At 38.7% G+C, this 12,349-nt stretch carries 9 protein-coding genes; 7 read left to right on the forward strand and 2 right to left on the reverse strand.

Translation table 11 applies throughout. From position 1 onward, the window contains the following. Positions 1-50 precede the first annotated feature (50 nt). The 3 genes from GSB9_02379 to GSB9_02381 are packed head-to-tail and all read left to right on the forward strand — an operon-like array spanning position 51 to position 4,747. A complete protein-coding gene (locus tag GSB9_02379; protein ID UKM65808.1) occupies positions 51-2,840 on the forward strand; it encodes a TonB-dependent receptor in 2,790 nt (929 codons plus the stop codon). Positions 2,841-2,898: 58 nt separating this feature from the next. Next, positions 2,899-4,335 carry a DUF5689 domain-containing protein gene (locus tag GSB9_02380; GenBank protein ID UKM65809.1) on the forward strand — a complete coding sequence of 479 codons (1,437 nt, stop codon included), beginning with the start codon at positions 2,899-2,901 and terminating at the stop codon, positions 4,333-4,335. 34 nt (positions 4,336-4,369) lie between these two features. After that, positions 4,370-4,747: a hypothetical protein gene (locus GSB9_02381; protein ID UKM65810.1), complete on the forward strand. Its 378-nt coding sequence runs from the start codon at positions 4,370-4,372 to the stop codon at positions 4,745-4,747. A 90-nt stretch (positions 4,748-4,837) separates the two neighbouring features. Here the strand turns inward: GSB9_02381 and GSB9_02382 are convergent, their stop codons facing one another. Next, entirely contained in the window at positions 4,838-5,806 is a 969-nt protein-coding gene (locus GSB9_02382; protein ID UKM65811.1) for an endonuclease, read from the reverse strand. Positions 5,807-5,887: 81 nt separating this feature from the next. On the opposite strand from GSB9_02382, the gene hflX reads away from it, so the two are divergent. The 4 genes from hflX (at position 5,888) to GSB9_02386 (ending at position 11,069) form a co-directional block, all read left to right on the forward strand. Continuing rightward, entirely contained in the window at positions 5,888-7,081 is a 1,194-nt protein-coding gene (gene hflX / locus GSB9_02383) for a GTPase HflX (protein UKM65812.1), read from the forward strand. A 386-nt stretch (positions 7,082-7,467) separates the two neighbouring features. Next, positions 7,468-9,714: a transglycosylase domain-containing protein gene (locus tag GSB9_02384; protein ID UKM65813.1), complete on the forward strand. Its 2,247-nt coding sequence runs from the start codon at positions 7,468-7,470 to the stop codon at positions 9,712-9,714. A 51-nt stretch (positions 9,715-9,765) separates the two neighbouring features. Continuing rightward, positions 9,766-10,176: an Rrf2 family transcriptional regulator gene (locus GSB9_02385; GenBank protein UKM65814.1), complete on the forward strand. Its 411-nt coding sequence runs from the start codon at positions 9,766-9,768 to the stop codon at positions 10,174-10,176. Positions 10,177-10,229: 53 nt separating this feature from the next. Then, entirely contained in the window at positions 10,230-11,069 is an 840-nt protein-coding gene (locus GSB9_02386; protein ID UKM65815.1) for an SDR family oxidoreductase, read from the forward strand. Between the two features lie 201 nt (positions 11,070-11,270). Here the strand turns inward: GSB9_02386 and GSB9_02387 are convergent, their stop codons facing one another. Beyond that, positions 11,271-12,215 carry a DUF3078 domain-containing protein gene (locus tag GSB9_02387; protein ID UKM65816.2) on the reverse strand — a complete coding sequence of 315 codons (945 nt, stop codon included), beginning with the start codon at positions 12,213-12,215 and terminating at the stop codon, positions 11,271-11,273. Positions 12,216-12,349: the final 134 nt, after the last annotated feature.

Consider the following 12,349-nt stretch of genomic DNA (forward strand, 5'->3'; position numbering starts at 1 on the left):
ATGTAAATTTATTTTTCTTTTTGTGTCGTAAATTATATATAAAAAAAGCGTTGCTCTTATTTCTGTTCAGCCTATTTTCGCTAGCTGTCTATGCTCAGCAAAGCCACATTAAAGGTAGTGTGGTTGATGCGTATTCAAACACTCCTATTGAAGATGTTACCGTAACCATAGAAGAAACCAAACAATTCGTTTTAACTAATATTTCAGGTGAATTTGAATTTAAAGAAAATGTACCATTGGGCGAGCAGATTTTAAAAATTTCCAAAACAGGATATTTAACCAATCGCTATCCTATTGTGGTGAATGCAGGCCAAACAGTTAATATTTCGGATATGGTTTTAGAGCGAAACACGGCCCATGCAGCCGATTTGTTTACCATTACTTTGTCGGACGATGAACTTAATGACGATACGAGTGCAGCCGATAATATTTCCGGTCTTTTGGCCTCATCGCTCGATGTGTTCCAGCGCACGGCAGCTTTCGAGTTTAGTTCGTCTTTTTTTAGGCTTCGTGGTCTAGACTCTAAAAACGGTACGATTTTAATCAACGGTATTGAAATGAACAAAACTTATAATGGTAGGCCACAATGGAGCAATTGGGGCGGTATAAACGATGTGTTGAGAAATCAGGAGTTATCGTTAGGTTTAACACCGTCAAACTATACCTTTGGTGGTATTCTTGGTACTACAAATATTAACGTAAGTGCATCGCAGGCGCGACCGGGCGGGCGTATTACCTATTCGTCTTCCAACAGAAGTTATGCCAATAGGCTTATGGCAACCTACGCTTCTGGTATGTTAAAAAACAATTGGGCATTTATGGTATCGCTGGGCAAGCGTTGGGGCAACGAAGGTTTTCAGGATGCCACGGTGTACAACGCGAATTCGTTTTTTGCTTCCGCAGAAAAGAAAATTAACGACAAGCACAGTTTAAATGTAACGACTATTTATACACCCAATCGGCGTGGAAAATCGTCACCCAATACCCAAGAAGTTTTCGATTTAAAAGGGATTGAGTATAACGAATATTGGGGCTGGCAAAATGGTGAAAAGCGAAACTCAAGAGTAAAGGAGATCAATGAGCCTATAATGATGCTGAACCATTATTGGATATTGAATAAGGGGACGGAACTAAATACCAACGTAGCTTATCAATTTGGAAAACTTGGCAACAGCCGATTGGACTATAACGGCACCGATTTGGTAGATGGGTTTCCACAAGGTGGGGGCGCTAACCCAAGTCCAACTTATTACCAAAAACTGCCTAGTTATTCAGAACGTGAGTTTCCAAACAACTTACAATATGCTTACAAGGCACTAAAAGCATTTCAAAATAATGGGCAAATAGATTGGACTAGTATATATCAAGCCAACATAAGTAATGCCGAACGTGGTGGTAATGCGATATATGCTCTTTATGAAGACCGTGTGGACGATAACCATTTAACAGTCAATGCTATTTTAACAAAAAAAATCAACAATCGTATGATTTTAAATGCAGGTGTGAATTACAAAAACCTAAAATCTGAGAATTTTGCTGAGGTAATCGATTTGTTAGGGGCTTCAACTTATCTAGATATTGATGGGTTTGCCACAAAAATTGATGAGGCCCAAAATGATTTGCGCAACCCAAACCGATTGGTTTCCGAAGGCGACAAATTTAAATACCGCTACAACATTTTTGCTAACGACATCGGTGCTTTTGCTCAGGCGCAATTCACCTATAAAAAAATTGATTTTTATACGGCATTACGTTTTAAAAATACACAGTACCAGCGCGAGGGACTTTATCAAAATGGCGGTTTTCCCGACAATTCTTTTGGCAAAGGCGAAAAGTTAAGTTTTACTGGCTTTGGTGGAAAAATGGGGTTGACCTACAAATTGTCGGGCAAGCATGTTTTTAATTTTAATACGGGGTTTTTGTTGCGGCCACCAACTATTCAAAATACGTTTTCAAATTCTCGTGAAAATCACAATGTCGTTCCCAATATTTCAGAAGAAAAAATAATTGGTGGCGATCTGAGTTATATTTTTCGGTCGCCCATAGTAAAAGCTAAACTCACGGGCTATTACACAAAAATTAGTGATGCCAGCGAAATATCATTTTATTTTGCCGATGGCATTGGTGGTGATAATGCAGTGTTTGTTCAGGAAATTCTACAAGGTATCGATAAAAAACATTTTGGCACCGAGTTGGGTGTTGAAGCCCAAGTGAATCCAACCATTAAGTTGAAAGGGGTAGCAGCCGTTGGGCAATTTAGTTATGGTAATAATCCCAATTTATACTTGTCCACAGAACCAGATGACGAATCGGTAGCGGCTGGTTTTGTTGATGGTTTTAAGGATTTTGGTAAATCAAACCTGAAAAATTACCGACTTGCTTCAGGGCCTCAAAATGCATATTCGGTGGGCTTTGAATACCGTGATCCCGATTATTGGTGGTTTGGCGCTACCGCCAATTTTTTTAGTAATACCTATGTTGATGTGAGCCCATTAACGCGCTCTTCAAATTTCAATACTGATTTTGATGGCAATGTGTTTAACGATTACGACGAAGATTTAGCAAAAAAACTACTTAAGCAAGAGCGTTTTGATGACTACATGGTGGTGAATCTCGTGGGCGGAAAGTCGTGGAAAATCGGAAAATATTACGTGGGGTTGTTCGCTAGTATCAACAATCTTTTAGATGCCGTTTATAAAACTGGAGGTTTCGAGCAGGGTAGAAATGCGAATTACCGGGAATTACGTGACGATAAAGCTTTGGCCACGCCCGTTTTCGGACCAAAATATTGGTATGGACGAGGTACGACCTATTTTTTGAATTTGAACTTTAGGTTTTAGCCGATAATTGGCATTTGAAAAAAGAACTCCGAACTCTAAAAAGAATAAAAATTAAACGATGAAAAAAGTAAAATCATTTTTAACAATTTTCGCACTACTGTTTCTTTTGTCATCTTGTGTTAATGACGATGATTTCAGCACGCCCGACATTTCAATCACCGAACCTGAAGTACCCCTAGAACAAATCACCACGTTTAAGGCTATAAAAAGTGTGTACGAGCAAGCCGTAAATAATGGCAACAGTACAGCCATGATTGATGATGAAACCGATTTATATATTGAAGGCTTTGTGGTGTCCTCCGACAGGTCAGGTAACTTTTTTGAGGAACTCATCATTCAAAATAAAACGGACGATAGCAACCCCGATAACGACCCGAGGTTGGGTTTTAGAATTGATATTAATGTAGGTAGTCTTTCGGATACCTATCAATTCGGACAAAAAATATATATAAACATGCGTGGTTTAACCGTTGGTAAGGAAAATGGTGTGCTCACCATTGGTAAAGGCGACGGTGCCTCTGTAAAACAAATTCAGGCGGCCGAGTACAAAGAAATCATTTTAAGAAGTAACGAAATCGCTGAAATAATCCCAAAAACAGTAGAGTTGGAATCGTTGACTGCGTGGGATGAAAACACCCTTATAAAACTGGAAAACATGCAGCTAAACCGTTTTGAAATGGGGGCTACTTTTGCCAGCGAATCGTTTGATGAATTTGATGGCTTTCGTTTGTTGGAAAGCTGCGATTCGGGCATTCCCATTATGATGCAGACCAGTACGTTTGCCGATTTTAAATCGTTGATTGTGCCTCAAGGAAAAGGTAGTGTAATTGGGATTTACAGTCGCGATTTTGGTGACGATTTTAATGTGTTGATTTTGAATAGTTCGGCCGATATCACTTTTGAAGATACACAACGATGTGACCCGATGGAGTTAAGTTGCGGTATGGCTTCAGCCTTAGGTACAGGAAATTTATTGTATGAAGATTTTGAACCCCAAAGAAACAACAGACCCATTGAAATTGAAGGCTGGGCGAACTATATTGAGGCGGGCACCGAGGCTTGGGAAGGCTATTCCTCAAGCTCGTCTAATGCGTCTTTGGGGCGTTCGGCCCGGTTTAAATCGGCCAGTTCTGGCGACGTCAGTAATATTGGTTGGCTCATTACGCCTGCTATCGATTTGGATGCTCATCAAGGGGTAACGGTTCGGTTTAAAACTTCAAATAGTTTGGCCGATAGTAGTTACTTGGAGGTTCTGTATTCACAAGATTGGGATGGCGATGAGGCTACGATAACTTCAGCCACTTGGGGCGTGCTATCGGATGCCTATGTGGTGAAGGACACCGATAGTTTTGCTGAATGGTTTAACTCGGGTACGGTAGATCTATCGTGTGCGACGGGCACAATTTATATTGCCTTTAAATATACGGGCAGCGGACTCGATAATTTTGATGGCGTTTATGAGTTAGATGAAATTAGCGTGGATTATGTAGAATGAGTTTCTAAAAGAATATATTTGCCAAAAAAACAGAATGACTACTTTCGACGCCCTTTTTTATCATGTTTTTCAACATTATAAAACCAAGAAAAACAAAAAGGCCAACAGTATTGCTGTAATTTACATTACATTTTTACAATGCAGCTTGCTTCTGGCTTTAGGTGTTTTTTTTGCAGGTTTTTTTAGAAGTATGCATGTTAGTACAATGTCGGCCACCAAAGCATGGACACTTTTTGTATTGGTTGTGATTTTTATTCATTTTAAAAACTGGATGAAATACGGCGGAAGAAAACGCAAAGTTTTAAATGCCAAAATGCTTAAAAACAAAAAGCTGAATTATAGTATTTGGTTGCTTTGGTTTTTGCCTATTGGTATTTTAGGCCTAGCTTTTGTATTGTTGCAAGCGGTTTGATTTTCCTTGTCATTCCAAGCGCAGTGGGGAATCTGTATAGTTTTAATTCTAAACCTTAGATTGTCACATCGTTGCTCCTAGGAATGATGTTTACTTCTTAAAAATCACATATACCGGAAAATGATCGCTATAACCGCCCTGATATTTCGGTCCAACATAGGTTCTAAATGGCTTGCCCTTATATTTTCCTTTAAAAAGTTTTAAAAATTGGATATCGAAAATATCAGCTTTATCGAAGCTCAAAGTATCAGGTGTTGCTTCAAAAAAGTTGGTTGTAAAGATAATTTGGTCAAATAAATTCCATTTAAAATTATGGCTGGTCGTTCCTCTGGTATAGGTGTGTAAAATTTCCATGGGGTTGTACAGACCGTGGCTGTTAACCATATGTTTAATGCTATTACTTGAGGGGTCGTCATTAAAATCGCCAATAATCACTATTTTGGCATCATGTTCTTCTGATTTCAATCGGTTAATAATTTCAATAACCTTATCGGCAGCGGCAAAACGTTTAAATTCAGTTTCTTTGGCACCTTCTCGTCTGGACGACCAATGGTTAACAATTACGTGTATTTTTTCGCCATCCAGCAAACCCGAAACCAACAAAATATCGCGGGTGTAGTCGGGTTCGCCATCGTTGTCAACCAAAGGAACGCTAAAGGTTTCAGAATATAAAAGCTGAAATACATCGGCGTCATAAATTAACGCCGTATCGATACCGCGCTCGTCGGGCGAATTATAGTGTACATAACTGTAATTATAATCTTCCAGGTGTTTTGCGTTCAATAAATCTTCAATCACCTTGGCATTTTCAACTTCAGCTAAGCCTACAATGGCTGGGTGCTTTCCGGTTTCTTGTCTTCCAATATTCGAAATGGCAAAACTCAGTTTCCGCAGTTTATTGTCGTAGCGTTTTGGTGTCCATCGTTTTTTGGAAGTCGGTAGGAAATCATTATCATTCGTCTGAGGATTATCTTTAAAATCAAACAGGTTTTCAAGATTATAAAACCCAATGGTTTGCAAATCGTCCCGAACAGGAATGTCTTTAAAATCAATATTCATGAGCCAAAAATAGGTTTTAAAATATTAAAATTAAAATGCTGTGAATTATGTAACTTTGTAGCATTATTAGAAAAGAGATTTATGGGTTTAGAAAAGGCGGTTTTAATAGGAATTGTAACCAAAGAACAGGACGAAGACAAATTAAAAGAGTATTTGGATGAGCTGGAGTTTTTAACATACACAGCTGGTGGTGATGCCATTAAGCGGTTTACGCAAAAAATGGATATGCCCAACCCTAAAACCTTTATCGGCTCTGGTAAAATGGAGGAGGTTCGTCAATTTATAAAAGAAAACGATATCGACACCGCTATTTTTGATGATGAACTATCGGCAGCACAAGAACGTAATATCAGTAAAATACTGAACGTAAAAGTGTTGGACAGAACGAACTTGATATTGGATATTTTTGCCCAACGCGCACAAACCAGTTATGCCCGTACCCAAGTAGAATTGGCGCAATGCGAATATTTATTGCCTAGACTTCGAGGTATGTGGACCCACCTTGAACGCCAAAAAGGGGGTATTGGTATGCGTGGTCCTGGGGAAACCGAAATAGAAACTGACAGACGTATTGTGCGTGACAAAATAGCCCTGCTTAAAAAACGTATTGAAACCATCGACAAACAAATGGCGGTACAGCGCGGTAACCGAGGTAAAATGGTACGTGTAGCGCTTGTAGGATATACTAATGTGGGAAAATCGACTTTGATGAATACAATTAGTAAAAGTGAGGTGTTTGCCGAAAACAAACTGTTCGCTACCTTAGATACTACGGTGCGCAAAGTGGTGATTCAAAATTTACCCTTTTTGTTGAGTGATACGGTTGGCTTCATTAGAAAGTTGCCCACGCAATTGGTAGAGAGTTTTAAAAGTACGCTCGATGAAGTGCGCGAAGCCGATTTGTTATTACATGTCGTTGATATTTCGCATCCTAATTTTGAAGAGCATATTGATTCTGTGAACAAAATTTTGGGTGAAATTGATAGTAGCGACAAACCTATCATTATGGTGTTTAATAAAATTGATGCCTATGAACCTGAGCCTTATGAGGAAGAAGATTTAGAAACCGAACGCACCGAAAGGCATTATACTCTCGCTGAATGGAAAAAAACCTGGATGAATAAAATAGGAGATAATGCTTTGTTCATTTCGGCGTTAAATAAGCAGAATTTAGAGGACTTCAAAAAACGGGTTTATGATGAAGTAAGGCAAATTCATGTAACACGCTTTCCGTACAATCACTTTTTGTACCCCGATTATGAGGAGGAAAGCTAGTCTGTGGTGATACCGAATAAGCCTTATTCCTAAGTGTTCTGAACATAAAATTTGGTTGTAGCGTCAGTTCGAGTGATTTTGAGGAACGAAAAATTGTATCGAGAACTCTTTGGTCATCAAAATTCTAATTCTCGATAAAAATTTTTCTCATTGCAATCGAAAAATTCATTCGAATTGACGAATTGCATTAGAACAAATTGTACTGATTTTTTGTTGTCGAGGCGGCCTATAAGTAATTAAATAGTGTCATTGCGAGAAATCTTATTTCGAAGCAATCTCATAGTCAGTAACTTGATTTTGAAAGATTCCTTCACCTTGGTCGGAATGACGATCTTTAAAAGCCTCATTATAAAAATTTTAATTAAAACAAATCCATTACATTCCACATGAACAGATTTTCAAACCTATTCAAAAACAAATGGATAAAATGGAGTCTCATTTTAGCAGTTGCGGTAGTTGCTTTTTTTGTCATTTTGTATTTCAGTATTTATTGGGGCGCTTTTGGGAAGTTGCCCACTAAAGAAGCGCTGAGTTCTATTAAGCAGGAAGAAGCCACCCAGGTATTGGATAAAAATGGGAAACTGATTGGCAAATATTTTGTTTACGACAGGCAGCCTGCCGAGTTCAGCGATTTTCCCAAGCACTTGATTGAGGCACTTATAGCCACTGAAGATGTTCGGTTTTACGAGCACGACGGGGTCGATAACGTGAGTTTGGGTCGTGTGTTTGTAAAAAGTATTTTGTTGCGCGATAAATCGGCCGGCGGCGGAAGTACCATAACACTTCAACTTGCTAAAAACCTTTTCGGGCGGAAAGATTATATGTTGTTTAGTATGCTTATCAATAAATTTAAGGAAGCCATTATCGCCAAACGTATTGAAGACATTTATTCCAAAAACGATATTTTAACCCTCTATTTTAACACGGTACCATTTTCTGATAATACCTACGGCATTGAAAGCGCTTCGCAAAAATTTTTTAATAAAACGACGTCGGAATTAACGGTTTCCGAAGCCGCTACGTTGATTGGTACGCTAAAAGCCAATCATTATTTTAATCCGCGGTTGAATGTGGATCGTAGTCAAGACCGTCGTAACGTGGTGCTCAACCAAATGTATAAATACGATTATATATCCAAAGATTCATTGGAAACTTTTCAAAATGAAACCTTGGAATTGAATTATCGCTCGTTCAACCATGATTTGGGCGTGGCGCCCTATTTTCGAGAACAGGTAAAAAAAGAAATGTCTGCTATTTTAGATTCCATAAAGAAACCCAATGGCGATGCTTACGATTTATACAAAGACGGATTGAAGGTCTATACCACCTTAGATTATAACATGCAGGTTTTGGCCGAAGAGGCCATGAAAGAACATCTATCGAAATTACAGGCTGATTTTGAAGCCTCCTATGGCAGTAACGCTCCCTGGAAAACCAATAAAGCGCTTGTCAATGCCGCAATGAAAAACTTGCCGATTTGGAAAACTTCAAAAGAAAAAGGATTTTCAGAAGAAAGCATACAAGATTCACTGGCTAAAAAACGCCCTGTAGAGTTGTTTGGTTGGGCAGGTGATACCATCCAAAATATATCGGTAAAAGACAGTTTACAGCATTACCTTAAATTTTTAAATACTGGTATGGTGAGTATTGAGCCCAGCACGGGGGCGGTTCGCACTTATATTGGCGGTATTGATTACCGTTTTTTTAAGTACGATCACGTGTCGCAAAGCGAACGGCAAGTCGGTTCTACATTCAAACCCTTTGTTTATACCGCCGCGATAGATGACGGTATGAAACCATGCACCTATTTTTCGTTGGCTGAGGTCACTTACACCAATTACGACGATTGGACGCCTAGCAATTCGGGTGGTGAAGACGAAGACCCACACATCAATTACACTTTGGAAAAAGCTCTGAGCCAATCGGTCAACACTATTGCCGTAAAGGTTTTGGACAAAGTTGGCATCGCCAAAGTTCACGAGCAGGTAAAAAAACTGGGCATAGACAAGGAATTACCCAACGAGCCCTCATTGGCTTTAGGTGTTGCCGAAATCAACCTTAAAAACTTAACAGGTGCCTATGCCAGTTATGTCAACCATTCTAAACCTGTTAAGCCTTATAGCATTAGCAGAATTGAAGACAAACATGGTAAAGTGATTGCTGAATTCAAACCAAAAGACAACCAAGCCGAAGCCTTTAGTAATTACACCCGCGAAGTGATGCTAGAAATTATGAAAGCCACCGTAAACAGCGGTACGGCGGTACGTTTGCGAAGCACTTACGGCTTAAAAAACGATATCGCCGGAAAAACGGGCACCACACAAAACAATAAAGATGGCTGGTTTGTGGGCATTACCCCTAAATTAGTTACCGTGACCTGGGTGGGCAATGATAACCACAGCATAGGTTTTAAAACCACCGGACTCGGGCAGGGCGCCAACTCGGCATTGCCTGTTTTTGCTAAGTTTTACCAAAAACTGAATGCCGATATTCAATTTAATGGGATTACGAATGCACAATTTGAACTCCCCGCAAACGAGGTGTTAGAGGATTTAGACTGCGAACCCGAAAAGCGTGATGGCTTTTTTAAACGCTTGTTTGGGCGGAAGAAGAAGGTGCGGAAGTTTAAATAAATGTAACAATATTTGTTACATTTAAAAAATTATAGTTAATTTTGATTTATTATGAACAATACAAGATTTGCCACAGTACTCCATATTCTAACTCTTCTTGCAAATAATAAAGGTGAATGGTTGAACTCTGAGTGGATTGCGGGAAGTATTAATATTAATTCAGTGGTAGTCCGTAAAGAAATTAGCAATTTAAGTGAAGCGGGTTTAGTAAAGAGTAGACGAGGTAAGTCGGGAGGGGCTATGCTAGCTAAAAGCAGTTCAGATATTACTTTGGATTCTGTATACTTGGTGGTTAAAAATTCCGAAGTATTGGGCAAAAGAAATATAAAAACTAATCCTAAATGCCCAATAGGTAAAGTAATCAACCAAAAATTAGACAACTTATTTTCAAGTATTGATGAATCTGTAGTTAAGGAGTTGAAAAGTAAAACACTTGAAAATTTTGTATCTGAATTTCGTTGACATTTTTTAATTATTAATGTAATAAAATTACTTATAATTTAATATTGAATATTATGAAAATAGGAATTACCGGAGCAACCGGGCAACTAGGAACTCTAGTCTTGGAGCAGTTAAAGAAAAAAACGGATTTATCTAACTTAGTAGCATTAGTTCGTTCTCCTGAAAAGGTAGAAGGGATAGAGGCAAGGGCTTTTGACTACGAAAAGGCTAATGACTTACCTGGTGCTTTAAAGGGAATCGATACACTACTGTTAATTTCAGGAAATGAAATTGGAAAAAGAGCCAGTCAGCATAAAAATGTGATTGAAGCAGCAAAAAAGGCTGATGTTCAATGGATAGTTTATACAAGTTTGCTAAGGGCTGATACATCTACTATAAGTCTTGCAGGAGAGCACCTAACTACAGAAAAATTATTAAAAGACTCAGGTATTCCATATACACTTTTGAGAAATGGATGGTATTCAGAAAACTATACGGGTTCTGTTGCGGGAGCTGTGGAGGCAGGAGCATTTATTGGCAGTGCGGAACAAGGAAAAATATCATCAGCAAGTAGAAAAGACTTTGCAGAGGCTGCAGCCGTAGTGCTGACTGACGAAAAACATAAAGGCGAAACATATGAACTTGCAGGTGATGAGGCCTATACACTTACAGAATTGGCGAATGAAATTTCCAAACAGACAGGTAAAAAAATTCCTTATCAAAATTTACCTGAAGAAGCGTACAGCAAAGCCCTAAAAGGGTATGGAGTGCCTGATATTTTTGCTGAAGGAATTGCAAGTTGGGATATTAGTGCGTCTAAGGGAGATTTGTATGATGATAGCAAAACACTATCAAAACTAATTGGACGTGGTACAACTCCAATTTCTGAATCGGTTAAAGATGTATTGAGTTAATAGATGAACTATAGAAGCTTTGAGTATATACTTTTCTTTGATATTTTGAAAAAGTACTTAAAAAGCAACATAAAGTTCTAATAACTACTGATGCCTCAATCATTATAAATAAAATTAGTAAAAGACAACAGACATTAAAAAAAACGCCTTCTGCTTGCAGAAGGCGTTTTTTTAGAGTTAGTCTGTATTCTAAAGCAATTTTTAGAACTTATACGAAACACCTACGGTATAATAGGTTTGTAATTTATTATCTACGTTATCGAAGGTTGGCTCGGTTTGAGCGGGTACGGCATCGGGGTCATACTGGCCCAAAGCGTATTTTAAAGCTTCTTGCTTGTTGCCACGCAAGCCAAAATCGAAACCAACACCAATCATTTTCCAAAGGGTATAGCTAAACGAGTTGGTCCACGTAAAGTTTGATAGGTCGCTCGATTCATAGCTTTGGAAGGTCGAGAAATTGGTTTTAAAGTTAACGGCACCAATTTGTCGCGTATAATCGGCCACAATTTTAGTACCCAACGACGAATTGAAAACGGCATCGTTATCGGCAAATACTATGTTGTAGTTTAAAGGGTGGATAACCACGATAAGGTTTTCAATGGGCGTCCAAGTGGCACCAATACCAAGGTCTAAGTAGCCAGGGTCGTTAAAGTTATCCAAAAGGGTGGTACGGTATTCCATTAAACCAGAAGCCGCTAATGTTTTGGTAAGGTTTCTACCATAAAGTGACGATAGGTTAAACACATCAGTAGTAGGGTTAAAACTATCATCGTCATTGGGATTGTCTTTATCATCCAACTTTACCCAATTTAAATTGGTGGTTAATGAGTTTCTCCAGAAAAATTTATCTTCTATTAAATTGGCATAAGCATTCAAGGTAAGACCAATGTTACCAGAAACGTTGTTTGGCGTGCCTTGGGCATACCAGTTGTTAAAGCTAGATAAGCTACCACCAATGGTGCCAAAAGCGCCTGTTCTCCATCCGGGAAGGGCATCTATTTTTTTCTGAATGGCGTTGGCCTCTTTTTGGGCAGCATCGGCCTCAGCCTGTTTTGCGGCTTTTTGGGCCTGTAATTCTTCTTTTGTTTGAGCGTTTATCGAAATAATTCCGATAAAGAAAGTAAGTGCTAATAACGTTCTTTTCATTTTCAGATTTTTAATAAAATGTAGGTAAATATAAACTAAATTTTGATTTTTGCTTATATAAAAATCAACTGTAGTTAAGACACTTTTTTGAGGGAAGGTCACATTTCGTTTACATAAAGTCATCGCAAATCATG

The organism is Flavobacteriaceae bacterium GSB9 (assembly GCA_022749295.1).
Lineage (GTDB): Bacteria > Bacteroidota > Bacteroidia > Flavobacteriales > Flavobacteriaceae > Flavisericum.

What these genes read in the sequence shown, in the direction of transcription:
- GSB9_02380 (UKM65809.1), top strand. Translation starts at nt 2,899, where the DNA reads ATGAAAAAAGTAAAATCATTTTTAACAATTTTCGCACTACTGTTTCTT.
- GSB9_02381 (UKM65810.1), top strand. Translation starts at nt 4,370, where the DNA reads ATGACTACTTTCGACGCCCTTTTTTATCATGTTTTTCAACATTATAAA.
- GSB9_02382 (UKM65811.1), bottom strand. Translation starts at nt 5,806, where the DNA reads ATGAATATTGATTTTAAAGACATTCCTGTTCGGGACGATTTGCAAACC.
- hflX (UKM65812.1), top strand. Translation starts at nt 5,888, where the DNA reads ATGGGTTTAGAAAAGGCGGTTTTAATAGGAATTGTAACCAAAGAACAG.
- GSB9_02384 (UKM65813.1), top strand. Translation starts at nt 7,468, where the DNA reads ATGAACAGATTTTCAAACCTATTCAAAAACAAATGGATAAAATGGAGT.
- GSB9_02385 (UKM65814.1), top strand. Translation starts at nt 9,766, where the DNA reads ATGAACAATACAAGATTTGCCACAGTACTCCATATTCTAACTCTTCTT.
- GSB9_02386 (UKM65815.1), top strand. Translation starts at nt 10,230, where the DNA reads ATGAAAATAGGAATTACCGGAGCAACCGGGCAACTAGGAACTCTAGTC.
- GSB9_02387 (UKM65816.2), bottom strand. Translation starts at nt 12,215, where the DNA reads ATGAAAAGAACGTTATTAGCACTTACTTTCTTTATCGGAATTATTTCG.